Genomic DNA, 24,810 nt, shown 5'->3' on the forward strand with positions numbered 1-24,810 from the left:
GGCGCTTGACACTTGTGTGACACTCGCGTTGCGGTGCGGCGATCCTACACACCTCATCCCCTGTCATCGCTTCGTCATGACTTTGTCATCAGCCCGCTCGAAGAGGTACGCCCGCCCTCGATCAATCGGATGCAGCATGGCCGGCAAAACGCTCTCGGTCCAACCGACCATCGACCCTTCGGCAAAGCTCCATGAGACCAGGCTCGGCAGCTATACCGAAGTCGGCGCGCGCACCATCCTGCATGAAGTCACGATGGGCGATTACTCCTATGTCGTGAACGACGCCCAGATCACCTACACCACCATCGGAAAGTTCTGCTCGATCGCGGCGATGACGCGCATCAATCCCGGCAACCATCCGATGCACCGCGCGACGCAGGCGCATTTCACCTATCGTTCCAGCGCCTATTTCCCCGGCGAGAGCGACGACGCCGAGTTCTTCGACTGGCGGCGCCAGCATCATGTTCATATCGGCCACGACGTCTGGATCGGCCATGGCGCCATCGTGCTGCCGGGCCGCAACATCGGCACCGGCGCGGTGATCGCCGCGGGCGCCATCGTCACCAAGGACGTGCCGGCTTACACCATCGTCGCCGGCAATCCGGCGCGCGTCGTGCGGCGGCGGTTCTCGGAAGAGATCGCCGGCCGGCTCGCCAGGCTCGCCTGGTGGGAATGGGATCACGACAAATTGCGTGAAGCATTGCCCGATTTCCGCAAGCTCGGGATTGAAGATTTCCTCTCGACATATGAAGCACAGGCAAGCTCCCTCACCAGTTCTCCTGCCAGCAAACGAAGCGCGGTCGCGTGACAGACATATTCCTCGAGGGCGGCCGGGCCCTGATCGGCTCCGAGCTCGTCGAAACTTCCTTTCTCGTGTCCGGAACGGACATTGCCGGGGTCGATGCCTCGCGTGGCCGGGCGCGGCTGGCGATCGATGCGCGCGACCTGCTGGTGTTGCCCGGCATCGTCGATCTGCATGGTGATGCCTTCGAGCGGCAGATGATGCCGCGCGCCGGCGTCGACTTCCCGATCGACGTCGCGCTCGCCGACAGTGACCGCCAGGCGATCAGCAACGGCATCACCACCGTGTTCCACGCCACGACCTGCTCGTGGGAGCCGGGCCTGCGCAGTGCCGACAATGCGCGCGGGCTGATGGAAGCAATCGAGCGGCAGCGCCCGCAATTCGCTGCCGACACCCGCTTCCATCTCCGGCACGAGACCTACAATCTCGAGGCCGAGACCGAGATCGGCCAGTGGCTCGCCGAGGGCCGCGTCGACCTGTTCGCGTTCAACGACCACATGGACGGCACGGTTGGCGACATGGCCAAGCCGCGCAAGCGCAACCGCATGGTGGAGCGCACCGGCCTGTCGGGCGAGGAATTCGACCGGCTGGTCGAGCGTGTGCTTTCGCGCGCCGGTGAAGTGCCGGCTTCCGTGTCGCGGCTTGCGGCGACTGCCCGCGCCGCCGAGGTGCGGATACTCTCGCATGACGATGCGACGCCGGCGATGCGCGAGGCGTATCGCGAGCTGGGCGCTGACATCGCGGAGTTTCCGATCAACGAGGAGACGGCGCGGGCGGCAGCAAGCCACGGTGATGCCATCGTCTACGGCGCGCCGAACGTCGTGCGGGGCGGCAGCCACACCGGCTGGACCAAGGCGTCCGACATGATCGCCAAGGGGCTCTGCTCCGTGCTGGCGTCGGACTATTACTATCCCGCGCAGCTTCTCGCGGCGTTCCGGCTCGCCGCGGATGGCGTGGTGCCACTGACGCAGGCCTGGGATCTGGTCTCCGCGGGACCGGCCCGCGCGACCGGCCTCACCGATCGCGGCGTGCTCGCGGAAGGACGCCGCGCCGACATTCTGCTCGTGGACGACAGCGCGCCGCTGCGGCCGCGGCTCATCGCCGTGATCGCGGGCGGCAAGCTCGTGCATCTCACCGATGCGACACGGCTGCTCGCCGCGGCGACGATGCCGCGCGAGGCTGTCGTCGCGGCATAAACCGGTTATGTTCGGACGATGACAGGTTTTCCCCGCTACGCGATCTATTTTGCGGCCGGCGCCGACAGCGCCCTCTCCCGCTTCGGTGCCGAGCTGCTCGGCTATGATGCCTATACCGGTGACGAACTGCCCTTTCCGGCCGACGCATTGCGCGTCGCGCCGGACTGGCGCGACGTCAGCGCCGATCCCCGCAAATACGGCTTTCATGCCACGCTGAAGGCGCCGATGGCACTGGCGCCCGGCAAAACCGAGGCCGAGCTCGTCGCAGCCTGCGCGACATTCGCCGGCAAGGCGCGGCCGATCCCGTCAATCCGCCCGGTGGTCGATTCCATCAGCGGCTTCATTGCGGTGATCCCGGCCGAGCCGGTCGGTGCGCTCCAGCAGCTTGCCGCCGATTGTGTCCGCGAATTCGACTGCTTTCGCACCGTGCTGACGGCGGAAGACCGCGCGCGGCGCAAGCCCGAACGGCTACCCGAGCGACAGCGCGACTATCTCGACCGCTGGGGTTACCCTTACGTGATGGAAGAATTCCGCTTCCACATGACGCTGACGGGGCGGCTGGATGCGGAGCGGCGCGGACCGATACTGGAGATGCTGCGCGCGAGATTTGCGACGCTCGATCTCGACACGCTGGCAATCGATCGCATCGCGCTGTTCAAGCAGGATGATGCCGAGGCGCGCTTCCGCATCATCGGCGAGTGGGCCTTGGCGCGGTAGACCTCAGCGCCAGCTCGCAAGATTGAAGGCGAGCGCCACCGCGCCGACCAGAACGAGGCTGGCTGCCCAGACCGCATCCAGATTGAACCAGCTTCGCGAGACGAACTTCAGTCCCAGATAACGGTAGACCAGCCACGCCAGACATCCGCCGGCGCTGACCATGGCGATAACGTGCACCAGGGACACCAGCACCGCCATCCCGAGACTTGCCTTCATCAGCGCCCCGGCGGCTTCATGGCCGGCATCGAGCTCGAAGGCCTGGCAGAGCCCGAGATAGATCGGCACGAGCATCAGGGCGGCGCCGTGAGCAATGGCGACCGCAAACGACCAGAGCGCCAATTGCGTCGGCGGAATTCGTGCCAGCGCGCGGGGATGGCGCCGCGCAATCAGCCGATAGACGCCGAAGCCGATGACGAGAAGGCTCGCGCCGAGCTGGATGGGACGCTGCCACGCGGCCAGTACGAGCAGGAACGCGAATGGCAGCAGCACAAAAAGTGTTGCCAGCAGATGCCCGGCCGCCAGAGCCCACAACGCACGGAACAGCGCGCGCGGGCTCTTGTCCATGAGCCCGGCCGAAACGGCGAGCGGCCATCCCATTCCGGGGTTGACCCCGTGATAGAGACCGCTCGCGACAAGCGCGAGCCACAGCCAGCCAAGCGCCGGGCTCGCGTGTCCCCAATCTAGACCGACGGGTAGCAAAAAGAGTCCGTCGAACAATCGCCGCCCTCGAGCCTGATCTGGTGCGCGCGATATCCGTCGGGGAAGCTCACGAAATAGTTCTTGTCGAGTTCGAGACCGCCGTTGCGACCGACATTGGCCATGACCTCTACGCCCGGAACCCCATCGGGATAGAACTGGTCGTCCCAGGTGGAGTAGAGCGAATTGGTCCAGTACACGCGCTTGCCGTCGCGGCTGATCTCGACCATCTGCGGGCCACCTGCGTACGCCTTGCCGTTCGGATGCGGCGCGCGGCGCACGATGCCTCCGGTATGCACCGAACCCGCAAGCTTGGGCTTTCTGGGATCGCTGACATCGTACTGGCGCATCTCGCCGGTGCCCCAACAGGAGACGTAGAGGAATCTATCGTCCATCGACAGGTCGATGTCGGTCACCAGCGGCGGCACGGCGCCAAAGCCCTGCAACAGCGGCGGAAGCTTCTCCTTGGCTGCGGGCTCTGGCGGAATGGTCGCCGTCTTCTCGGCATGGAATTTCCCGCCCTCGCGCCACCAGGTCCAGATCGAACCTTCGAGGTTGGTGGTGTCAACCACCACGCCGGCAAAACCGTATTCGCGAACCGGATCGTGCGCCGGCCGCACCTCCAGCGCCATCTGGTGATTGGCGCCGAGGTCGATGGTCTGCACATTGCGCCGGGCGCGGAGATCCCAGAAGTGGAGACGATGGCCATATTTGTTCGACAGCAGATCCTCGGGGACGATCCCGTTCTCGAACTGCGGCGGCAACGCCCATTCGCTCGTCACCATGTAGTCGCGCGGCAGATTCCACCAGAAATCATAATGCAGCGTCTGCGGACCGCGGTCGATCTCCCAGCGTCCCAGGACCTCGAACGTCTCGCAATCCATGATGAAGACGCCTGGAGGTCCGCTGGTGCCGTCCTTGCCGCCGCCGCCCAGCGTGCTCACGTAGATGCCGTCCGGCCCGCAATGGATGGTGTGCGGCCGCGAGTAGCCAGTCTTCTTGAAGATTTCCTCGGGCTCGATGATCTTGTGGATCTTGGCCTGGATCGGATGGGGCTTGGTGTCGATGATGTAGATCCGCGACGAGCGTATCCCGGGGATGATGAGATAGCGCCGCTCGATGAAGGCGTGTCCGGCGAGCGGCGACAAGGCTGAGGAGCAGGCATTCCAGCCGAAGTGATGAAACTCATCGCCCTTGTTGGGCATCGTCACGGTGTGGACGATCTGGCTGTAGGTCGGCGATCCCGGCTTGACGTCGATGACCGCGAGAGCATCCGGCTTTGAGAAATCCGGACTGAGCAGCAACGTGTAGGCAAAGTTCTCCGCAGGTGCTTCCATCGCAAGCTTGGGCGATGCGTGAAAGGTGGGATCCGGCCTCATCGTCATGGCACTGCCTCCCTGTTCTGTCGGTTCGTGCCAACCTGGCTCGGGATAGCGGCATAATGAAGTTGTTGCGCGATGTCTCGAAACGCTCCGTAGGTCCAGTTGGCGAGCGTACAATATGTCATCGCCGGGCTGCGGGGAACCGCCCGAACCGCGCTAATTCGACGCCTTCAGCCGAGATGGGGGGCCGTCGCCTCGCGCGCTTGTCCGGGACGACGGTGTGGAGGGAGATTGGCTCAACTGGTTCCGTCATTGCGAGCGGAGCGAAGCAATCCAGACTTTTTCCACGGAGAATGTCTGGATTGCTTCGTCGCTCCGCTCCTCGCAATGACGGTGGAGAGACCTACTTCCCCCACCGCAGCGCCAGCGCATCGCGCTCCTCGGCCAGCTCCAGCAGGCCCGCCCGCGTCGCCGGGTGCAGCGGCTGCAGCGGATGCCGCACGGCGTCCGACTTGATCACGCCGCCGGCCTGCATCATCGCCTTGCAGGCGATCAGGCCGCATTGGCGGTTCTCGTAATTGATCAGCGGCAGCCAGCGCTCGTAGGCGGCTTTCGCTTCCTCGCGCTTGCCGGCGAAATAGGGATCGATGATCTGGCGGATACCGTCGGGATAGCCGCCGCCGGTCATCGCGCCGGTCGCGCCCGCATCGAGATCGGCGAGCAATGTGATGGCTTCCTCGCCATCCCACGGGCCCTCGATGTCCTTGCCGCCCGCCTCGATCAGGCTGCGCAGCTTTGCAGCGGCGCCGGCCACCTCGATCTTGAAGTAACGGATGTTGGAGAAGTCGCGCGCCAGCCGCGCGAGCAGCTCGACCGACAGCGGCGTGCCGGCCACCGGCGCGTCCTGGATCATGATGGGAATGTTGATGGCGCCCGACAGCACCTTGAAGAATTCGACGATGCCCTTCTCGGGCACGCGGAAGGTCGCTCCGTGATAGGGCGGCATCACCATCACCATGGCGGCACCCGCGGCTTCTGCCTGCTGGCTGCGCGCGGCACAGACGGCGGAGCTGAAATGCGTGGTGGTGACGATCACGGGAACCCGACCCGCGACGTGCTCCAGTACCGCGTGCATCACGGCTTCGCGCTCTGCATCGGTGAGTACGAACTGCTCGGAGAAATTGGCGAGGATGCAGAGGCCATTCGAGCCGGCGTCGATCATGAAGTCGATGCAGCGGCGCTGGCCCTCGAGGTCGAGCTCGCCGCGCTCGTCGAAGATGGTGGGCGCGACCGGGAACACGCCGCGATAGGGGCGCTGGGTCTTGTTGTGTGGCGTGGCCGGCATCGAACTCTCCATCCCTGATGCACTCTTACATCTGCAACGCACGCGTGGCGCGGCGTCACAGATGTACTCGCCGCGCGAGACGACGGCAATGCCGTTCGCACGACGCCGGGATGGATGAGAAACGAACTTACGCGGTCTTCACGGCTCCCAGGAAGCCCTCGACCGCGACGCGGAGACGATCGGCGTCGGCCGACATCTTCTTCACGGAATCGGACAGCACCGTGCCGGCATTGCCGGTCTCCTGGTTGAGTTTTGCAACGCTGCCGATGGTGTCGGTCACCTCGCGGGTGCCTTGGGCTGCCTGCTGGAAGTTGCGCGAGATCTCGGTGGTGGCCGCGCGCTGCTGCTCGACGGCGGCAGCGATCGCCGTCATCTTCTCGTCGATGCCGCTGATGGCGCCGCCGATCGAGCGGATGGCGGTCACGGCCTCACCCGTCGCACCCTGGATCTCCTCGACCTGGCGCGAGATTTCTTCAGTCGCGGTCGCGGTCTGCGCGGCGAGGCTCTTGACCTCGCCGGCGACCACGGCAAAGCCGCGGCCGGCCTCGCCTGCGCGCGCGGCCTCGATGGTGGCGTTCAGCGCCAGGAGATTGGTCTGGCCGGCAATGGCGTTGATCATCTTCACGACCTCGCCGATGCGGCTGGCGGTCTGATCGAGGATCTCGACCGTCGCGTTGGTCCGCTCGGCCTGCGAGACGGCCTCGCGGGCCTCGCGCGCGCTCGACTGCACCTGTGCGGAGATCTCGCCGACGGACGCGGAGAGTTCCTCGGTCGCGGCCGCGATGGTCTCGAGATTGTTGGTGGCCTGCTCGGCCGCGGAGGAGACTGCCGCGGTCTGGCTGGTCGATTCTGATACCAGCGTGCGCACATCGGTCGCCGTCGCATCGAGCTCCCGCGCGGACGCGGCGACGCTGTGGATCACCGCCTGCACGGTGTCGTCGAAGCTGCGGCATGCGTCGTCCACGGTACCGGAGCGGGCCAGTTGCAGCGCCTGCTGCGATTCGCGTTCCTGGCCCAGACGCTCTGCGGTCGCCGCGCTCTCACGCAGGCTTTCGAGCGCGGCGGCCATGGTGCCGAACTCGTCGGGATATTTCGACTGCGGCACCGGCGTGGCGTAATCGCGCGCGCCAATGCGTGCGATGGCATCCAGGATGGCGCGAACCGGGCGCATCAGGCGATTGCGCACCACGTACACGCCGGCGAGGGTCACGGCGAGCGCGAGCAGAAACGCGAGCGACTGCACGATGAGGTTGGTGAGCGCCTTGGCCTGCACGGCCTCGGCACGCGCGATCGACTGGTCCAGCGCCTTGTTTGCGACCCCGACGATGAGGGCGAAAGGCGACTGGCAGAGCGTGTTCCACTCCGCGGCGGGCATCGCGGGCTTGCCGCTGCCGTCGAGATTCCTGGTGAGCTCGCCGATCTGCTTGAGGACGCCGTCGGTCTTGGCCTTCGCGTCCGTCGCGGCCGTCACCAGCTCCGCCGTCACGTCGGGCGCAGCCAGCAGCTCGGCCATGCCCGCCCAGCCGGAGGTGATGGTGCCGTCCCATTGCGCCACGGACCGCTTCTGGGCATCGTCGAGCGGCTTGCTGGTGTTGACGTTCGAGCGAAGCGACGAGCAATGGATTCCGTAACGGTCCCGCACCTGCCAGGCGAAGCGGCGAACCTGGATCATGCGGGCGATGTAGGGGTCGTTCATCCAGGCGCGGTTCGACACTGCGGTGGAGGCGAGGTTGGCCGTGTCGATGACCTTGGTGACGGCATCGTACCAGGAATTGGTCCGCTCGATCTTGCGCTCGGCGCGCGGACGCTTGGCCTCGTCGTAGAACAACTGGAATTGCGGCGCGGCATCGCTCCAGCGCTGCTTCAGCGTGCTGGCGAGCTCGTCGCGGCGGGCGAATTCAATGGTGGCAAGCGCGGCATTGATCCCGTCAAAGCCACCCTGCTCGGCTTTCTCCGCCGCTTCGAGCTTGGCCCGCGGATCGTCCTCGCCGAGGATGGCGCTTTGGGCATCGCCGCGATTGTTGCGCAGCGCGAGCACCCCGTGGAAGATCGCCTTGTCGGCGGCGGCAAGCCGCGCGGTCTCTAGACTGTCGCTGTAGCGACCGAAGGCGCCGACCATCTGGAACGCCGTCGACGCGAGTGCACCGGCGGCCAACAAGGCCATCAGCGTCAGGAGAAGCGAACTTACCGATTTCTTGAACATTGCCATGGGGTCAGGGGGCCTGCTTGGTACTGCTGGCCACCCTGCATCGCGACATGCCAAGGATCGGTTAAGGCTTTAGTCAAATTGCCGGGAACTCCCGGCCTGCCCAAGCTTTCCGCTAGCGAAATCAGGCAACCTTGGTGAAATCGGGCGGACGGCGTTCCGCAAACGCCGTGAACGCTTCGCGCGCCTCGGCGGTGCGCAGGCGCTGTCCGAACTGCTCACCTTCGGCCTGCATCTGGGCGACCAGCGCCTCGCCATTGCGCATCAGTTTCTTGGTGGCGGTGAGCGCGCCGGCCGGCTGGCGGGCAAGCCGCTGGGCCAGCGCGAGCGCTTCGGCATCGAGCCTGTCGAGCGGCACCACACGGTTGGCAAGGCCCCATTCCAGCGCGGACTTGGCCGGTACGGTCTCACCCAGCGCGAACATCTCGTAGGCGCGGGCATAGCCGATGCGCGCCGGCATCAGCAGGCTGGAGGCGGCCTCCGGCACCAGCGCGAGACTGACGAAGGGTGTCGACAATTGTGCATTGTCGGCGAGCACGACGAGGTCGCAATGCAGCAGCATCGTGGTGCCGACGCCGACGGCGCGACCCTGCACGGCCGCGACCAGCGGCCGGGTGCAGCGCGCCAGCGACTGGATGAAGCGCACGACGTTGCGGCTTCCCTCGGACTTGCCGGCTGCGACGGCAGCGAATTCGCCGACATCGTTGCCGGCGGTGAACATGTCACCCTCGCCGCGGATCAGGACCACGCGGGCGGACGGATCGAACTCGGCGGATTCGATGGTGTCGGCGAGCTTGCCGTACATCGCATCCGTCAGCGCGTTCTTCTTGTCGGGGCGCGCCAGGGTCAGCGTGAGAATTCCGCCGTTGTTCTCGATTCGGACGTGCTCGGTCATGGGTCTCTCCTCTTAGTCCTCTGGGTCTCTTGAAAAATCTCTTGGAAACTTGTCCTGAATGCTGGTCAGCCAGCGCGCGACGATGTCGATCTCCGCGCTGGTAAATCCCTCCGTCAACGCCGCGTTGATTTGCGCCGCATCGGTCTTCGCCTGCGCCAGCGCGGTGCGCCCCTTCGGCGTCAGCCACACGCGCCAGGCCCGACCATCCTCGCGATCGGCCCGCCGCTCGACCAGCCTCGCCGCAGCACTGCGATCGACGAGCCCCGAGATGCCGGCCGGCCCCATGTCGAGCGCCGCGCCCGCCTCGCCCATCAGGACGCCGTCCTGCTTGCCGAGGATGAACAGCAGCCCCGCCTGCGCGGGCGTCACCTCGCTCGCGGGCTGCGCCGCCATCCAGCGCTGCAATCGCCGCTGCGCAACGCTCAGCAGGTAGATCAGCCGGTGATGCCTCGCTGCGGTCGAATTATTTCGCATGCGAAGTAGATAGCCGGGCCAAACGGGATTGTCAAAGGATAGCCGCTAGGGCGATTTGGCGCGGCAGCCGTCGAGGAACAGGGCCGCACAGGTCTGCACCCGGCGCTCGATCTGCTTGCGTGACGGCAGCGGCATGCCGCCATAGATCGCCGCACGCTGCGGCGCCGAAGCGACCATGCCGATCAGCATGCCGGCGACTTCCTCCGCATCGTCGATGGCGATGCGCTTGCGCTTGACCTGGACGCGCAGCCAACCGGCGAGCGCCCTGGCGGTGCGGGAAATGCCGTTGTTGTAGAAGTTGGCGGCGAGCTCGGGGAACGCAGCCGATTCCTGCAGCACCATGCGCTGGAGCGCCACGACTTCGGGATCGAGCGCAAGATCGGCGCAGGCCATCAGCGCGGCGCGCAGGCCCGTTTCGATGTCGACCGCGTCGCTGGCCTGGAGATCGACGGCGGACAGCAGCCGTTCGAGCCGGTCGGCGCACATCGCCTCGAACAGCGCGGCCTTGCCGGGAAAGAGACGATAGAGCGTCTTCGTCGAGATGCCGGCACGGCGCGCGAGCTCTTCCGTGCTGGTCGCGGCGTAGCCGTCGACCGCGAAGGCGTGGCGCGCGGTGTCGAGGACGATCTGCTTCGTCTCCTCATCGCTGCGCAATTGGGGCCGCCCGCGGGGACGGCATTCGCCTGATGGTTTTGCCTGAGCCATGCTTTTAAATGACGCCTGTCATTCCATTGACAATTCCAAAGCTAGTCTCATTTTGGAAATTATCAAGTTTCCTAATTCAGGGGAGCCGGCCATGACCGTCCACACCGCCCCATCTGCTGCCACCCAAACCGCCATTCCCGCGACCGCGCTGGAGGGCGTCCTGCCCGCCGCGCCGACCGGCGTCCGCCGGCAAAAGCTCAACCTTCGCAAGCTATTGCTGATGGGTGCGGCGCTCGTAGCGCTGGTCGGGACAAGCTGGTACGGCTACGACTACTGGACTGTCGGGCAGTACCTCGTCTCCACCGATGACGCCTATGTGAAGGCCGACAACACGACGATCGCGCCGAAGGTCAGCGGCTATCTCGACCGCGTCATGGTCGGCGATAACGAGCATGTGAAGACCGGCCAGGTGCTGGCCAGGATCGACGATCGCGACTTCCGCGTCGCGCTCGACCAGGCCAGGGCCGACGTCGCCGCCGCGAATGCGACGGTGACGAGCAAGGAAGCGCAGCTCGAGGTTCAGCAGGCGGTGATCGCGGCCGCAAAGGCGACCATCGACGTCGACACCGCCGCGAAGACCTTCGCAAGCCAGGAAAACAAGCGCTACACCGACCTCGCCGCGACGGGCTACGGCAGCGTGCAGAATGCGCAGCAGGCGCAGGCGCGCAACGCCGGCGCCGACGCCGCAATCGCGCGCGACAACGCCAACCTCGCCTCTGCGTTGAAGCAGATCGACCTCTTGAAGGCCGAGATCTTGCAGGCCAGGGCCGCCGCCGCGCGCGCGGCCGCACTCCAGCGTCAGGCCGAGCTCAATCTCGGCTACACCACGATCGTCTCCCCGATCGACGGCGTGGTCGGCAACCGCTCCTTGCGTATCGGACAGTTCGTGCAGGCCGGCACTCAGCTGATGGCGATCGTGCCGACTGACGGCGCCTATGTCGTCGCCAATTTCAAGGAGACGCAGCTCACCCACGTGCAGCCGGGCCAGACCGTCGATATCGAGGTCGACACCTTCCCGGGCCAGGTGGTTCACGGCCACGTCGATTCCATCGCGCCGGCCAGCGGCCAGGAGTTCGCGCTGCTGCCGCCGGATAATGCCACCGGCAATTTCACCAAGGTGGTGCAGCGCATCCCGGTCAAGATCGCGCTCGACGCCGCGCATGGACCCGCAATCGCGCTGCGACCCGGCATGTCCGTGATCCCGACCATTGCCACACGTTCGACCGCGCTGACCGCGAATGCGACCGACGCACCCCATGCAAAGCCCAAGGCAAAGCTCGTTTCCGGAGGGTCGTGCCATGTCAAACAGCCTCTCACTTTCGACGCACGCAACACCGGCCGCGACGTCTGATCGCGCCGCCGCGGACCCCAACAGGGCCAGCGCCGCGGTCTGGATTGCCGTGCTCGCCGCCATGATCGGCTCGTTCATGGCGATCCTGAACATCCAGATCACCAACGCGTCGCTGGCCAACATCGAGGGTGGCATCGGCACCGGTGCCGACAACGGCTCCTGGATCTCGACGTCGTATCTGATCGGCGAGATCATCGTGATCCCGCTGACCGATTACCTCAGCCGCGTGTTCTCGTTCCGCCGCTACATGCTGGCGAGCGCGACGCTGTTCGCGGCGTTCTCGGTCGCCTGCGCCTTCACGCATGACCTGCCCTCGATGATCGCGATGCGCGGCCTGCAAGGCTTTGCCGGTGGCGTGCTGATCCCGATGGCGTTCACGCTGGTGCTGACCAAGCTGCCGAAGCCGCAGCAACCGGTGGGGCTCGCGATCTTCGCGCTGTCCGTCACCTTTGCCCCCGCGATCGGCCCGACCATCGGCGGCTATCTCACGGAAAACTACGGCTGGCGCACCATCTTCTTCGTCAACGTCATTCCGACCGCGGTGATGGTGGCCGCGCTCTATCTGACGCTGGAGCGGCAGAAGATGCAGCTTGGCTTGTTGAAGGAAGGCGACTGGGCCGGCATTGTCACCATGGCGATCGGGCTGTCCGCGCTGCAAGCCGTGCTCGAGGAAGGCAACAAGGACGACTGGTTCTCCTCGCCGTTCATCGTCAAGCTCGCCGTCATCGCGGCCGTCAGTCTCACGCTGTTCGTCACGATCGAACTCTCGATCGAGAAGCCGCTGATCCGGCTGCGTCTGCTGACGCAGCGCAATTTCGGCTTCGGCACCATCGCCATGACCATGGTCGGCTTCGCGCTGTTTGGCTCGGTCTATATCCTGCCGGCCTATCTCGGCCAGGCGCAGGGCTACAATGCCGAGCAGATCGGCAACGTGCTGGCCTGGACCGGCCTGCCGCAGCTGGTGCTGATCCCGCTGATCCCGAAACTGATGCAGCGCTTCGACACCCGCTACATCGCGATCACCGGCCTTCTGATCTTCGCTTACAGCTGCTTCATGAACACGGCGATGTCGCCGGACTATGCCGGCGACCAACTCTGGATTCCGAACATCGTGCGCGCCGTGGGCCAGGCCATGGTGCTGACGCCGCTGACCTCGGTGCTGACGGGCGGCATCGCGCCGCAGGACGCCGCCGCGGCGTCCGGCATCAGCAACATGTTCCGCAATCTCGGCGGCGCAATCGGCACGGCAACGCTCGCCACGATCATCACCAAGCGGGAGCAATTCCACTCCAACATCATCGGCCAGTCAGTCACGCTCGGCCGCGAGGAGGTCCGCGCCCGCATCGCGCAGATGACAAACTACTTCATGGCCCACGGCGTGCCCGACCCCCACGCCGCGCGCGAGCAGGCCATCATCGCGCTCGGCAAGACGGTGAAACGCCAGGCGCTAGTGATGGGCTATTCCGACGCCTTTGCCGTGATCGGCGCCGTGCTGGTGATCGCCGCGATCGCGGTGCTGTTGACAAGGCGGGTGAAGGCGGCCGGCGGGCCGGCGCATTAGTTACTCTCCCTCTCCCGCAAGCGGGACGAGGTAAGAACTCACGGCGCGCAGGTAAAGCTTGCGGCCTCAGTCACCGGCCCCGTCTTGTAATGCGGCCAGGATGGCCAGCGGCACAGCGGCATCGCGCGCAACACCGCAAACGACGGCGCCTCCACCTTCTGCTCGGTGACCTCGAGGTCGCCGGGCGACTTGCCGTTCTCGACCCAGTCGACCAGCGCACTCAGCATGTCGACATTGGCCGGCGCGCCGGAGCCGACATGGTCGACACCGGGCGCGGTGTAGAGCCGCGCGAACTCCGCGGTCTCGGCCTTGCCGAGCTTGCGCTCGACGCTCTCGAAATAGCGGATGCCGGCATAGGGGCTCTGCGCGTAGTCCGCCATGTGCTCGAGCATGATCAGCCGGCCGCCGCGGGCGCGGAAGCGGCTGAGGTCGGGATCGGTTGAATCCATCAGCTTCGAGACTTCGAGCAGCCGCGCCTTGTGCTCCTCCGCCTTGTAGGTGGTGACATCGAGTTTCGGATCACGCGCGAACACATATTGAATGCCGCCGGCGCCGTAGATCCAGGCGATGCCGTTGTTGGGCGCAGGCGGCTGTGCCGGCGGCGCCGTGCCGAGCCACCACGCGACCCAGCCGCCGGTCGGGCCGATCGCCGGCGTGTCCTCACCCGAGACGCCCCAGCCCGGATAATCATCGAGACCGTTGGCGAGCGCGAACGGGAATTTGAAAGTCCCATGCAGCGTGTTGACGGCCTTGATCTGCGCCTCGGTGAGGCACTGATCGCCGCTCTGGCCAGCCGCACAGCGCAGCGTCTCGACCTTGAACGCCGCCTTGCAGGCCACGGGATCCTGCACCAGCGCGTCGTCGGAGCCATCGGCCTTGTCGCAAGCCTGCCGCACGGCGTCGGCTACGAGCTTCACCTGCGCCGGGTTGATCCAGCCCTCGCCCATGGTCGCGAGCCCCGAGCGCGTGCCGGAATGCTGCAGGCCGACCCAGTTGATCACGGGCACGCGCGCGAAGATGCCGTCGAAATCATCGGGATAGCGCTGCGCCATGGTGAGGCCTTCGCGGCCGCCTTCTGACGAGCCCATGAAGTACATTTTTTCCGGCTTCTTGCCGTAGGCGCGTTCCATCAGCGTGACGGCAGCATCGCGCACCCTCTTGTAGGCGCGATGGGCGAAATTCTCGAACGCCTCATCATTGAGCGCGAAAAGCTGCGGCGGCTCGCCCGGTTTGGATTCATGACCGGAGTCCGTGCCATAGGTGACGAAGCCGCGCGCCAGCGGCGACGGCTTGTCGAACGGATAGGCCGGCGGCAGCGCAAGGCCGGTGATCAGCACGCCATTGAAGCCGCCGCCGCCATATTGCAGCGAGCGGCCGTTCCATTCGACCGGAAGGTTGACCTGGAATTTGATCGGCGGCGCCTTGGGGTCAACGGGATCGATATGGCCGAGCACCTTGCAGTAGCCGGGATTGGCCGGCGTGATGCGCCCCGACGGTGTCGGCCCGCGCTCGGCGACGGCGATCTGCGACGGCGCCAGCAACGTCGCGGAATCGATCTTGACGGCATCGGCGCCGCCGATGAGACCCTTGCAGACCGTATCCGCATCGCCGGCCAGCGTCGCCGCCGACGCAGCGCTCGCGCTCAGCGCAACTGCTGTCCCCACGAGCAACGCATACAACTTCGCTCCGTTTCCCGTCATCGTTTCCATCCCGGCCTTCTTGATCGTGTTGCGTTCGACAGATGGCGGCATTCAATGCAACCTTCACCCTTCCGTCAATCGCTGAGGCCAGCTTTCGATCAGAACGATCCCAGCGCCTCGCCCAACGCGATGACCATGACCAGCGCCAGCAGCGACGACACGATGCCGACCATCACGATGTCGAAATAGCTGTCGCGATGCGTCAAGCCGCAGATCGCAAGCAGGCTGACCACGGCGCCGTTGTGCGGCAGGATATCCAGCGTGCCGGAGCCGATCACTGCGACGCGATGCATCAGCCCGAGATCGATGCCGGCGCGCGCGGCGAGTTCGACATAGGTCGGGCCGAGCGCGTCGAGCGCGATGGTCAGGCCGCCCGAAGCCGACCCCGTCAACGCGGCCAGGATGTTGGTCGCGACCGCGAGCGACACCAGTGGGCCGCCTTCGATCGCGAGCACCCAGTCGCGCACGAGCGCGAACGCCGGCAGCGAGGCGACCACCGCGCCGAACCCGACGAGGCTCGCGACGCTCAACGCCGGCAGCACCGAGGCATTGGCGCCCGCATCCATGGTCTGCCGTAGCGCCGGCAGCCGGGACCAGTTCAGCACGATGGTCGCGAGGATCGCGGCCGCCAATGCGACCGCGACCGACCAGACCCCCGCGACCGCTGCCAGCGACGTGTTGCCGAAGCGAGGCTCCGCGAGATAGCCGACGTCGAGCCGCGGCAGAATCACGAGCGACATCAGGAGATTGACGGCCACGACGACGATCAGCGGCACGAGTGAGCTCACGATCGGCGACGGTGCGCTGCTGCGATGTCCGTGCTGCAGCTCGGCCGGATCGAACTCCCGCGCCGTCGTCGCACGCTCGCGCACCAACTCGTCGGCAGCAGCGCGCTCCGTCGCATCCTCCGCGTCCCCATCACCATAGCCCTCCCCGGTGCGGCGGGCTTTCGCTTCGGCGCGATGCAGCCACCACAATCCCGCGCCGAGCATGATGAGGGAGGCAAGAATGCCGAGACCCGGCGCGGCAAAGGGCGTCGTGCCGAAGAACGGCATCGGGATCGCATTCTGGATCGACGGCGTGCCGGGTAGAGCCGACATGGTGAAGGTCGAGGTCCCCAGCACGATCGCGGCCGGGATCAGCCGGCGCGGGATCGCGGCGGCGCGAAACAGCGACCTGGCCATGGGAACGATGACGAAGAACGCGACGAACAGGCTGACGCCGCCATAGGTCACCATCGCACCAGCGAGCACGACGGCCAGAATGACGCGGCGCTCGCCGAGACGTTGCGCCATGAAGCCCGCGACCGAGGTAACCGCGCCGCTGTCGTCCATCAGCTTGCCGAAGACGGCACCGAGCAGGAAGATCGGGAAGAACTGCGCCAAAAATCCTGCCGCGTTCACCATGAAAACCTGGGTCAGATTTGCAAGCAGCGGTTCGCCGCCGAACAGCGCGGCCACCAGTGCGGCGAACGGCGCAAGCAGCAGGACACTCCAGCCGCGGAAGGCGAACAGAACGAGCAGGCCGAGCCCGACGAGCAGGCCGAGAAGACCCATGCCTCAGCACTCCGCCAGAAGGACATCGAGATCGGCGGTCGAGCGCCGGCCGATATCGTCGCCATGCTCGTCGAGAAACACTTGCGCCGCCGAGCGCCCTTCGGCGCGCAGCATCGAGACGAACTCCCATTCGGCGTTGAGCTTGGATGATGCGCCGAACTTCGCCAGCATGTCGCTCTTGACGCGGTGGGTCCGCATCTTCGCCCAGCGCGCGCCCTCACCGCTGCCGGGGTCGGCGGCCTGCCGCAGCAGCGCGATCATGCGCAGCTCCTTCATCAGCGGCGAGTTGAAGGAAATCTCGTTGAGCCGATTGAGGATCTCGGCAGCCGTCCGCGGCTCATCGAGCGTTTCGGTCGGATTGATCTGCACCAGAATCGTGTCGTGCGCGTCGCTCTCGCGCACGAGCGGCGTGATCGTCGGGTTGCCGGCGAAGCCGCCGTCCCAGTAGGGCTCGCCGTCGATCTCGATCGCGCGAAACATGGTCGGCAGGCACGCCGACGCCAGCAGCACATCGGCCGTGATCTCGGCGTTGCGGAAGATGCGTCCGCGCCCGGTGCGCACCCGCGTCGCGGTGACGAACAGCTGAATCGGCGAGCGCGCAAGGCGTGCAAAATCGATACTTTCGGCCAACACCGCGCGCAGCGGATTGTAACCGGTTGGATTGAGATCGTAGGGGGACAACACCCGCGACATCAGGTCGGTCAGGATGTAGGCGGGCGAGGTGTCGAGCGTCCAGCGCCCCATCAGCCGATCCAGCGGCGAGCGCTGCAACGGACTGAAGGCCGCGGCCTTCGAGACGCGGTGCCAGTATTGATCGAGCGCGGCACGCGCGCCAGCGGCGCCCCCGGCTGTCCACCCGTCCGCCAGCACGGCCGCGTTCATCGCGCCTGCGGAGGTTCCGGAGATCGCGGCAATGCTGAGCCACTCCTCCTCGAGCAGGCGGTCGAGCACGCCCCAGGTGAAGGCGCCGTGCGAACCGCCGCCCTGAAGCGCAAGATCGATCAGTACGGCGTCCCGTTCCATCGGTGCCTCCGCAACTGAAACTCAAATTCGACGCGATTTGTACCTCGCCGAAGATGACGGCAGTTTAGTGAGCCGTAGCCGCACAATGCAACCGGAACGTGACGAACATCTAGTGCTCGAACACCAGCCGTGCGCCGACCGTGCCTTCGAGGGCCCGGATCTGCTGCAGCAGCGCCGCGGAATCCTGGCCGCCGAGGTCGGCATCGAGCACGACGTAGCCGAGGTCGCCGGCGGTCTCCAGATATTGCGCGACGATGTTGATATCGCGCTGGAGGAAGACCTCGTTCAGGCGCCGCAGCATGCCCGGCACGTTGCGATGGACGTGGCTGAAGCGCGCGCCAGCGGGCCGCAGATGCAGTTGCACCTCCGGGAAATTCACCGCGCCCATGGTCGACCCCGTGATGAAATAGTCGACCAGCTTGCGCGCGACCTCGCCGCCGATGCGCTCCTGCGCCTCCTCGGTCGAGCCGCCGATATGCGGGGTGAGGATGACGTTCTCGAGGCCCTGCACCGGGCTCTTGAAGCGATCGGAGTTCGACGACGGCTCGACCGGAAACACGTCGATGGCCGCTCCCGCGAGATGACCGTCGCGCAAGGCGCCAGCCAGCGCATCGAGATCGACCACGGTGCCGCGGCTGTTGTTGATCAGGAACGAGCCCGGCTTCATCGCCCGCAGCTCCTTCTCGCCGATCATGCCCGCGGTCTCCGGCGTCTCCGGGACGTGCAGGCTGACGACGTCGCTCTGCGCCAGCAGATCTTCCAGTCTCTCGACCGGCTCGGTGTTGCCGTGACGGAGCTTGTCGGTGCGATCGAAATAGATCACGCGCATGCCGATGGCTTCGGCCAGCGTCGAGAGCTGCGAGCCGATATTGCCGTAGCCGATGATGCCAAGAGTGCGGCCGCGCACCTCGCGGCTGCCGGTCGCCGACTTGTCCCAGCCGCCGTCATGGGCCGAGACCGAGCGCGGAAAAATCCGCCGCAACAGCATCACGATCTCGCCGATCACGAGCTCGGCGACGCTGCGCGTGTTGGAGAACGGCGCATTGAACACGGGAATGCCGCGCTTGCGCGCCGCCAAGAGATCGACCTGGTTGGTGCCGACGCTGAAGCAGCCGACCGCGAGCAGCTGGTCGGCAGCCCCAAGCACGTCGTCGGTGATCTGGGTGCGCGAGCGGATGCCGAGCAGCGACACCCCCTTGAGCGCGCGCCGCAGGTCCTCGCCGTCCAGCGCCTTGGTCAGCCGCTCGACATTGGTGAAGCCCGCGCTCCTGAACAGGTCCACGGCGCTGTCATTGACGCCTTCGAGCAACAGCGCCTTCGCGTTCCGCTCGGGGCTTTGGCCTGGGGCTGACATGGAATCTCCGTAAATAGCAGCTTTGCCGCAGCTCATAGACCGCGGAGGAGACGCAGCACAATAGGGTTTGGATATGGGGAGAAGATGGCGGGGCAGGAGTGTTTACGGCAAGCGCCCCGTCAAATCACATAAAACCCGTGCGTACCGTCAAGGCGGAGCTGCTCGACCAGGCCATACTCCCAGTCGAGATAGGCCTGCATCGCACGCTCGGCGACATCGGTGCCTTCATAGGGACGGCGATACCGGTGGGCAGGGTCGGGCTTGGGCAGCACGCGCGGCGGGCCGATCTCGAGCGCAGCGTCATAGCCGCCTTCGAGCACATAGGCCTCCCAGCCCATCTGCGCGAGCCAGGATGCCGTCATGTCGGCGCGCACGCCCTTGTCGTCGGCCAGGAGGATGCGCGCACCGCGCACCGGCGCGGCCATGTCGGTCTCCTGGACGAGCTGACCGCCCGGATAATGGCGGAAGCCCGGCAGATGGCCGGCGGCATATTCCTCCGCATCGCGCACGTCGAAGCGGTAGAGCGTACGATCCGTCTGCGCGACAAGCGCAGCCATCTCGCTCGCGCCGATCGTGCGAACGCCGGCGCGATAGGCGACGTCGCGTGCATTGGCCGGACCGCCCTCGAACGGCCCGATCGCACCGCGCCGGTCGGCGCCGTGATTGAGCGTGTGCCGTGCCAGCGTCCAGCCGATGGTACCGTTGCGCAGCGCCCGCACCTTGTTGGGCACGCCGGCATTGATCAGCGACTGGGTGCCGATGATCGAGCGCGTGCGGCCGGCGCAGTTGACGATGATAGTCGTTTCAGGATCGGGCGCGGCCTGCCCTGCCCGCAGCACCAGCTCCGCCCCGGGCACGCTGACCGAGCCCGGAATGTTCATGGTCGCGTATTCGTCGAAGCGGCGGACATCGAGGATGGCGATGTTGGCCTTGTCCGCGATGAGTTTTGCCACCTCGTCGGCACTGAACGACGGCGTATGGCGGCGTGCCTCGACCAGCTCGCCAAAGGCCTTGGAGTAGGAATTGACGTCCTCGAACACCTCATAGCCCGCCGCGCGCCAGGCTTTCAGGCCGCCATCGAGCGCGCTGACGTTGGTGTAGCCGAGCGCCGCCAGCCGCTCGGCACCCGTAGCAACCAGCCCCTCGCCGTCATCATAGAGCACGATCGCCACGTCCTTGCGCGGCAGCCTCACCTCGGCCTCGATCGCGATCCGGTCCGCGGCCATGTTGGCGGCAAACAGCGGATGGCCCGTGGCAAAGCCGGCCTCGTATCTGAGATCAAGCAGCGCGATCTCCTCGCGCAGCAGCAGCGCGCGGCGGATGTCGGCAGGGGTGACGGTCGGGAGCTTCATGTCAGGCAACCTTGGGAGACTTGAACGGGAGGGTTTTTGAATGATTGCGGTCCGGTTGACCAGCCCGATCGGGGCCTGGCCTCCCGCCCGGCAACGCCGCAAACCCTGGCCCTTGCAGAAAACTGGCCCCTTGCAGAAAAATCGTGTCGTAGGGCGCACAGGAGGCTAGAGTTCCGAATCGTCTTGGGGGGGCGCAACATGAGAATCGTGAAATTTCTGGTGGTGTTTCTGGCGCTTCCTGGTGTCGCCATGGCCGCGCTCACAAACGCCGAACGCAAGTCCCAATTCGAGCGGGCAATGGCCTCCATCATCGCAGCATCGACCCCGACCGTGTTCGGCTACGTCCGCGACACGCTGATCAAGGACTATCTCGCCTGCAAGCCCAACAAGGGACAGGCCGTGGAGCTTGTCCACGCAAGCTACTTCCGTACCTGCGAACAGGACGACGCTTCGGTGACGGGAGACCGCGCACTGGAAGCCTGTCAGCTCCGATACGGCAAGCCCTGCGCCCTGCTGGCGGTCAACGAGGAGATCGTCGCCGAAGGCGAGTTGACGTCGAAGGACATGCCGCGGCTGCACCATGCAGGCAAGTACGACCCGTCCGGGATTCCGATCATCCGGCGGATCACGCGGCAGCGCGCTGACGTGCAGAACTACGACAAGGCCATGGAGCCCAAGGCGATGGCAATCCATCCGTGGGGCAAGCTGTTCATCTCGGCGGGGGATCCGAGCCTGAAGGAGGCCCAAACCTCTGCGCTGGCGAAATGCAACAGCGATCCCGCGCGGAACGGCCGGGATGGCGGCTGCTTCGTCTACGCTGTCAACAACGACGTCGTCATCGACGAACGGCGCATGCTGGCGAAGTGAAGCGGTTGTCCGCTCACTCGCCCGGAACGAGCCGCCCGAGCGGCGGCTGCGCCGGGCGCCGCAGCTTGCGGCGCGACAGATAAAGCAAAACGCCGGTGACTGCGAACAGCGGCATCAGCGCCGCGGCGATCATGAAGGCGAGCTTGCCGGGCCAGCCCAGGAACGCGCCGCGGTGGATGTCGAGCACGTTGGCGATGATCTTCTCGCCGAACGTCTTGTCGGCATAGCGTTCCGCAGAGACCACCTGACCGGTGACGGCGTCGACGCGGAATTCGTCGCGCGTGGTGTCGAGCGTCGAATCCTTGCCCCACGACCGGATCCGCATCACCGTGCCCGGGCTGGCCGGCAGCGTCAGCAACGCCCTGGAGAAGCGACCGCCCTCCTCGCGCTGGAACGTCGTCCATGCCTGATCGAACCCGATCGGCTGAGCCGGCTCCGCACGGCCAGCCGTACGCGGCGCCTTCGGCTGCATTTTTGCGGCGGCGACCTGCGGGCGCGATAGCAGCCAGACCACGCCATCCTTGTACCAGTCGAACGAGTACCAGAGCCCGGTCAGGGTCATCACCAGATAGACCGGAAGGACCCAGGTGCCGATGACGGCATGCAGCGACCGGTGCAGGCCGCGTCCGCCGAGCCCGAGATTGGGTTTCAGCCACATCTTGACGCTGCTGGCGCGGCGCGGCCAGCGCAGCACCAGGCCCGAGATGAGCATGACGATCAGGCCGAGCGCGGCCACGCCGGTGATCTGACGTCCCCAGCCCTTGGCGTCGCCGGGAATCAGCAGCCAGCGATGCAGCCGGCGCACGGTCGCGAAGAATTCCTCGCCCCGCGGCGAGCCCAGCACGCTTGCGTCGTAGGGATCGACATAGAGCGAGGCGGGCCGCCCGCCCTGCTCGTCGCGGCCGAACCGGACATGCACCGCCGCCGTCGGATCGCTCGACAATCTCACGGCCGCAACCTTGCCGACGTCCTGCGTCGCCTTCAGCCGGGCGACCAGCTCGTCCGGCATCAGCGCCGGCGTCTGACGCGGCGCGACCTGCATCAGGCCGGCGTTGAGATGATCGACGATCTCGTCCTCAAAGCTCATGATCGAGCCGGTCAGCGCGATCAGGGCAAGCAGCAGCGCAAGCACGAGGCCCGCAATGGAATGGACCTCGAATAGTACGCGCTTGATGTGGTGCCCCGCCCTACGCATCGAAGCCGACCATCATGATCGGGACGATCAGCAGATCGGCGTGGGTGGACCGCACCGCCATCGCTAGAACTTCACCGTTGCCGACAGAGACACCCGCCGCGCGTCACCGATCGCGACGTTCAAGGCGTTGCCGGTGGTGGAAGTATAGTAGAGCTTGTCGAACAGGTTCTTGACGTTGAACTGATAGGTCACCGGCAGGTTGTCGACCTTCGTGTCGTAGGTCGCAAAGATGTCCGCGACGGTATAGGCCGGCATGAAGAACGTGTTGGCGGCGTCGCCCGGCCGGTCGCCGACATAGTGCGCGCCGCCGCCGAGCCGCAGGCGTCCGGGAAGGGCGTCGCCGAAATCATAGACGAGATAGAGCGAAGCCGTGTTCATCGCGACGTTCAGCAATTTTGCGTTGCCGGCGACGGGATCGTTGATCAGGCGTGCGTCGGTATAGCCGTAACTTCCGATCATGCTCCATTGATCGCTCAGCCTGCCGGTCACATCCAGCTCCACGCCGCGCGACCGGGCTGCGCCCGACGTGCGCGCTGCCGACTTGCCGCCGCCGATATCATCCAGCACCAGCACGTTCTTCTTCTCGATGTCGTAGAACGCCAAGGTGCCCGACAGCCGTTTATTGACGTCGAACTTCAGACCGGTCTCCCACTGCGTTCCCTCTTCGGGCGCAATGGTGGAGTCGACGACAAAGCCGGTGGTGAACGCTGCGATGACCGATGTCGGCTTCAGCGACTGCGTGTAGCTCACGTAATAGGAGAGCTGATCGTTCAGCTTGAAGATGACGCCGCCGAGCGGCAGCACCTTGTCGCCGGCCAGGTTGGTGTTCGTGATGAAGTTGGGCCGGCCTTTTCCCGCGAGTTGCTCGTACTCCATCCAGCGCACGCCCCCGACCACCGACAGCCAGTTGGTCAGATGGAACGTGTCCTGGGCGAAGAAGCTGCGGGTGCCGAGCTTGTCGGTCTGCTCGCTGTCCACCGCCGAAACGGTCGTGCCCGGCACGATCAGCCCATAGTTGGGGTTGTAGAAATTGAAGCTCGGGGTCGCCTGGCGGATCAAATCGTGGCGATCGATCGTGCGATACAGCGCCTCCCCGCCGAACAGGATCTCGTTGCGGAAACCGCCCACCCAGACGTCGCCCTGGAGGTATGAGGTGCCGTAGCTGGCGTTGCTCAGCGAGTTGCGGGTGCCGTCATTGCTGCGGGTCTCGACACCGGTCGTGGCGTTGACGCCGGTGATGCGAAGCTGGTTGGCGCTGAAGGTCTCGGTGTTATAGCTGTAGGCTGCCGTGACCTTCCAATTGTCGTCCAGCTTCTGCTCGACCGAGGCCTGCACGAGGTCGGAAGTGCCCCACATGTTGTTGAAGGGCTCGTCGAGCCGGCGTGTCTTCGGAATCGCCAGCGGAGCGCCTTTGACGAAGGCCGTGCCGCGATCGAACGGATAGATGAACTCGCGGTGCTCATAGGTGAGCTGGACCGTCGTGGTGTCGCCGTACCAGGCAAGCGAGGGATTCACCAGCATCTCGCGGTGCCGGCCAAAATTGCGCCAATAGTCCTCGCTGACACCGTAGCCGATGAAGCGGTAGGCCAGGCCCTGGTCGCCGATCGGACCGGTGACGTCGAGCAGGCCGTCGGCACCGCTGCGGTTGTTGGCGTAGGTCGAGCCGAGCAGCGTGACCGAACCGTGCTGATAGAGTTCGGGACGCTTGCTGATGGTGTTGACGATGCCGCCGGGATCCATGATGCCGTAGAGCAGCGAGGCTGGCCCCTTCAGCACCTCGACGCTGTCGACCGCGGCATTGAGGCTGCGCCCCTGCACCAGCGGCATGCCGTTACGCATGATCGAGCCGTCGCGGTTGTCGCCGAAGCCGCGGCGGATGACGGCGTCCTGGGTACCGGCGAGCGTGTTGGTCTGGGTGATCCCGCTGATGTTGACCAGCGCGTCGTCGATGTTGCGCGGAAGCTGGTCCTTCAACACCTGCGCAGGCACGACGTTGACCGTCTGCGAGGTGTCGAGCGGTGAGGCGCCGCTGCGCAGCGTGGTCGAACTCGGCATCGCGCGATAGCCGAGCTTGGCGGCTTGCTGCGCGGCGGCCGCAGCGGCGGCGCGCTCCGAGAGCGTCGGCGCTGCGGGTGCGGGATTGGCGTTGCGCTGGCGCGCAATGGTCTGCGCACGGCGTTGCGACTGGCCCGACGCGCGTGTCGGCTTCGGCCGCTGCACCGGCGCATCCACCGTCACCGGCGGTAGCGCCGATTGCGCCTGCGCAGTCGTCGTGTTGGAGGGAGATTCGGCGAGCAGTACGGCTGCGCCAATGAGAAGACCTGCACGGCTCTTGCCGGCACGATGACGACGATGGCCGCTGACACGCTGGCCATCCACGAAGGCACGCACTTTCATTCCACTTCAAGTCACGAACATTGAAGTGTGCGCCTGTAACAGCCGCTGGACGTGAGGAGAACCGTAAGGGGAGTTGAATTGCTCTAGTGTTGAGTG

20 protein-coding genes are annotated in these 24,810 nt (G+C 65.8%); 6 read left to right on the forward strand and 14 right to left on the reverse strand.

All coding sequences use genetic code 11. The features are described 5' to 3' along the window. The first annotated feature begins 136 nt into the window (after window positions 1-136). The 3 genes from NLM15_RS41380 to NLM15_RS41390 are packed head-to-tail and all read left to right on the forward strand — an operon-like array spanning window position 137 to window position 2,715. Window positions 137-808: a chloramphenicol acetyltransferase gene (locus NLM15_RS41380; protein ID WP_254123744.1), complete on the forward strand. Its 672-nt coding sequence runs from the start codon at window positions 137-139 to the stop codon at window positions 806-808. Then, a complete protein-coding gene (locus NLM15_RS41385; protein ID WP_254123745.1) occupies window positions 805-1,998 on the forward strand; it encodes an alpha-D-ribose 1-methylphosphonate 5-triphosphate diphosphatase in 1,194 nt (397 codons plus the stop codon). Before NLM15_RS41380 ends, NLM15_RS41385 begins: the two co-directional genes overlap by 4 nt. An 18-nt stretch (window positions 1,999-2,016) precedes the next feature. Continuing rightward, complete coding sequence (locus NLM15_RS41390) at window positions 2,017-2,715, forward strand: DUF1045 domain-containing protein (protein WP_254123746.1); 699 nt, start codon at window positions 2,017-2,019, stop codon at window positions 2,713-2,715. 3 nt (window positions 2,716-2,718) lie between these two features. Here NLM15_RS41390 and NLM15_RS41395 read toward each other — a convergent pair whose 3' ends face one another. From NLM15_RS41395 to NLM15_RS41425, 7 genes are all read right to left on the reverse strand, one after another. After that, window positions 2,719-3,312, reverse strand: coding sequence for a hypothetical protein (locus NLM15_RS41395; RefSeq protein ID WP_254124699.1), 594 nt, complete (start codon window positions 3,310-3,312; stop codon window positions 2,719-2,721). Window positions 3,313-3,395: 83 nt separating this feature from the next. After that, window positions 3,396-4,796 (reverse strand): selenium-binding family protein, encoded by a 1,401-nt coding sequence (locus NLM15_RS41400; RefSeq protein ID WP_254123747.1) that lies wholly within the window; start codon window positions 4,794-4,796, stop codon window positions 3,396-3,398. 340 nt (window positions 4,797-5,136) lie between these two features. Beyond that, window positions 5,137-6,078, reverse strand: a complete 942-nt coding sequence (locus NLM15_RS41405; protein WP_254123748.1) for a dihydrodipicolinate synthase family protein — start codon at window positions 6,076-6,078, stop codon at window positions 5,137-5,139. 127 nt (window positions 6,079-6,205) lie between these two features. Then, window positions 6,206-8,287 carry a methyl-accepting chemotaxis protein gene (locus NLM15_RS41410; RefSeq protein WP_254123749.1) on the reverse strand — a complete coding sequence of 694 codons (2,082 nt, stop codon included), beginning with the start codon at window positions 8,285-8,287 and terminating at the stop codon, window positions 6,206-6,208. Window positions 8,288-8,408: 121 nt separating this feature from the next. After that, window positions 8,409-9,179 carry an enoyl-CoA hydratase gene (locus NLM15_RS41415; RefSeq protein WP_254123750.1) on the reverse strand — a complete coding sequence of 257 codons (771 nt, stop codon included), beginning with the start codon at window positions 9,177-9,179 and terminating at the stop codon, window positions 8,409-8,411. Between the two features lie 12 nt (window positions 9,180-9,191). After that, entirely contained in the window at window positions 9,192-9,653 is a 462-nt protein-coding gene (locus NLM15_RS41420) for a MarR family winged helix-turn-helix transcriptional regulator (RefSeq protein ID WP_254123751.1), read from the reverse strand. Window positions 9,654-9,698: 45 nt separating this feature from the next. Next, window positions 9,699-10,307, reverse strand: a complete 609-nt coding sequence (locus tag NLM15_RS41425; protein ID WP_375166918.1) for a TetR/AcrR family transcriptional regulator — start codon at window positions 10,305-10,307, stop codon at window positions 9,699-9,701. 142 nt (window positions 10,308-10,449) lie between these two features. Here NLM15_RS41425 and NLM15_RS41430 point away from each other — a divergent pair, with 142 nt between their 5' ends. Further along, window positions 10,450-11,709 (forward strand): HlyD family secretion protein, encoded by a 1,260-nt coding sequence (locus NLM15_RS41430; protein WP_254123753.1) that lies wholly within the window; start codon window positions 10,450-10,452, stop codon window positions 11,707-11,709. Next, window positions 11,657-13,270, forward strand: a complete 1,614-nt coding sequence (locus NLM15_RS41435; protein WP_256565556.1) for an MDR family MFS transporter — start codon at window positions 11,657-11,659, stop codon at window positions 13,268-13,270. The genes NLM15_RS41430 and NLM15_RS41435 overlap by 53 nt, the downstream gene beginning before the upstream one ends. Window positions 13,271-13,308: 38 nt before the next feature. On the opposite strand, the gene NLM15_RS41440 is transcribed toward NLM15_RS41435, so the two are convergent. The 5 genes from NLM15_RS41440 to NLM15_RS41460 all read right to left on the reverse strand — a co-directional run bounded on the left by NLM15_RS41440 (window position 13,309) and on the right by NLM15_RS41460 (window position 20,255). Continuing rightward, window positions 13,309-14,979: a tannase/feruloyl esterase family alpha/beta hydrolase gene (locus NLM15_RS41440; RefSeq protein WP_254124703.1), complete on the reverse strand. Its 1,671-nt coding sequence runs from the start codon at window positions 14,977-14,979 to the stop codon at window positions 13,309-13,311. Window positions 14,980-15,068: 89 nt separating this feature from the next. After that, window positions 15,069-16,526: a GntP family permease gene (locus tag NLM15_RS41445; protein ID WP_254123754.1), complete on the reverse strand. Its 1,458-nt coding sequence runs from the start codon at window positions 16,524-16,526 to the stop codon at window positions 15,069-15,071. Between the two features lie 3 nt (window positions 16,527-16,529). Next, the gene (locus NLM15_RS41450) at window positions 16,530-17,549 is read right to left on the reverse strand and encodes a patatin-like phospholipase family protein (RefSeq protein WP_254123755.1); all 1,020 of its coding nucleotides are present in this window, start codon (window positions 17,547-17,549) and stop codon (window positions 16,530-16,532) included. A gap of 109 nt (window positions 17,550-17,658) precedes the next feature. Further along, window positions 17,659-18,903, reverse strand: a complete 1,245-nt coding sequence (serA, locus tag NLM15_RS41455) for a phosphoglycerate dehydrogenase (RefSeq protein WP_254123756.1) — start codon at window positions 18,901-18,903, stop codon at window positions 17,659-17,661. Window positions 18,904-19,022: 119 nt separating this feature from the next. Beyond that, window positions 19,023-20,255, reverse strand: a complete 1,233-nt coding sequence (locus NLM15_RS41460) for a rhodanese-like domain-containing protein (RefSeq protein ID WP_254123757.1) — start codon at window positions 20,253-20,255, stop codon at window positions 19,023-19,025. 198 nt (window positions 20,256-20,453) lie between these two features. Here NLM15_RS41460 and NLM15_RS41465 point away from each other — a divergent pair, with 198 nt between their 5' ends. Continuing rightward, entirely contained in the window at window positions 20,454-21,122 is a 669-nt protein-coding gene (locus NLM15_RS41465; protein ID WP_254123758.1) for a hypothetical protein, read from the forward strand. A 13-nt stretch (window positions 21,123-21,135) separates the two neighbouring features. Here the strand turns inward: NLM15_RS41465 and NLM15_RS41470 are convergent, their stop codons facing one another. Together NLM15_RS41470 and NLM15_RS41475 are read right to left on the reverse strand one after the other, a co-directional pair. Beyond that, a complete protein-coding gene (locus NLM15_RS41470) occupies window positions 21,136-22,317 on the reverse strand; it encodes a PepSY domain-containing protein (protein ID WP_254123759.1) in 1,182 nt (393 codons plus the stop codon). A 63-nt stretch (window positions 22,318-22,380) separates the two neighbouring features. Continuing rightward, window positions 22,381-24,714, reverse strand: a complete 2,334-nt coding sequence (locus NLM15_RS41475; RefSeq protein WP_254123760.1) for a TonB-dependent siderophore receptor — start codon at window positions 24,712-24,714, stop codon at window positions 22,381-22,383. Window positions 24,715-24,810: the final 96 nt, after the last annotated feature.

Source organism: Bradyrhizobium sp. CCGB20 (assembly GCF_024199855.1).
Lineage (GTDB): Bacteria > Pseudomonadota > Alphaproteobacteria > Rhizobiales > Xanthobacteraceae > Bradyrhizobium.

What these genes read in the sequence shown, in the direction of transcription:
- NLM15_RS41380 (WP_254123744.1), top strand. Translation starts at nt 137, where the DNA reads ATGGCCGGCAAAACGCTCTCGGTCCAACCGACCATCGACCCTTCGGCA.
- NLM15_RS41390 (WP_254123746.1), top strand. Translation starts at nt 2,017, where the DNA reads ATGACAGGTTTTCCCCGCTACGCGATCTATTTTGCGGCCGGCGCCGAC.
- NLM15_RS41395 (WP_254124699.1), bottom strand. Translation starts at nt 3,312, where the DNA reads ATGGGATGGCCGCTCGCCGTTTCGGCCGGGCTCATGGACAAGAGCCCG.
- NLM15_RS41400 (WP_254123747.1), bottom strand. Translation starts at nt 4,796, where the DNA reads ATGACGATGAGGCCGGATCCCACCTTTCACGCATCGCCCAAGCTTGCG.
- NLM15_RS41405 (WP_254123748.1), bottom strand. Translation starts at nt 6,078, where the DNA reads ATGCCGGCCACGCCACACAACAAGACCCAGCGCCCCTATCGCGGCGTG.
- NLM15_RS41410 (WP_254123749.1), bottom strand. Translation starts at nt 8,287, where the DNA reads ATGGCAATGTTCAAGAAATCGGTAAGTTCGCTTCTCCTGACGCTGATG.
- NLM15_RS41415 (WP_254123750.1), bottom strand. Translation starts at nt 9,179, where the DNA reads ATGACCGAGCACGTCCGAATCGAGAACAACGGCGGAATTCTCACGCTG.
- NLM15_RS41420 (WP_254123751.1), bottom strand. Translation starts at nt 9,653, where the DNA reads ATGCGAAATAATTCGACCGCAGCGAGGCATCACCGGCTGATCTACCTG.
- NLM15_RS41430 (WP_254123753.1), top strand. Translation starts at nt 10,450, where the DNA reads ATGACCGTCCACACCGCCCCATCTGCTGCCACCCAAACCGCCATTCCC.
- NLM15_RS41435 (WP_256565556.1), top strand. Translation starts at nt 11,657, where the DNA reads ATGTCAAACAGCCTCTCACTTTCGACGCACGCAACACCGGCCGCGACG.
- NLM15_RS41440 (WP_254124703.1), bottom strand. Translation starts at nt 14,979, where the DNA reads ATGGAAACGATGACGGGAAACGGAGCGAAGTTGTATGCGTTGCTCGTG.
- NLM15_RS41445 (WP_254123754.1), bottom strand. Translation starts at nt 16,526, where the DNA reads ATGGGTCTTCTCGGCCTGCTCGTCGGGCTCGGCCTGCTCGTTCTGTTC.
- NLM15_RS41450 (WP_254123755.1), bottom strand. Translation starts at nt 17,549, where the DNA reads ATGGAACGGGACGCCGTACTGATCGATCTTGCGCTTCAGGGCGGCGGT.
- serA (WP_254123756.1), bottom strand. Translation starts at nt 18,903, where the DNA reads ATGTCAGCCCCAGGCCAAAGCCCCGAGCGGAACGCGAAGGCGCTGTTG.
- NLM15_RS41460 (WP_254123757.1), bottom strand. Translation starts at nt 20,255, where the DNA reads ATGAAGCTCCCGACCGTCACCCCTGCCGACATCCGCCGCGCGCTGCTG.
- NLM15_RS41465 (WP_254123758.1), top strand. Translation starts at nt 20,454, where the DNA reads ATGAGAATCGTGAAATTTCTGGTGGTGTTTCTGGCGCTTCCTGGTGTC.
- NLM15_RS41470 (WP_254123759.1), bottom strand. Translation starts at nt 22,317, where the DNA reads ATGCGTAGGGCGGGGCACCACATCAAGCGCGTACTATTCGAGGTCCAT.
- NLM15_RS41475 (WP_254123760.1), bottom strand. Translation starts at nt 24,714, where the DNA reads ATGAAAGTGCGTGCCTTCGTGGATGGCCAGCGTGTCAGCGGCCATCGT.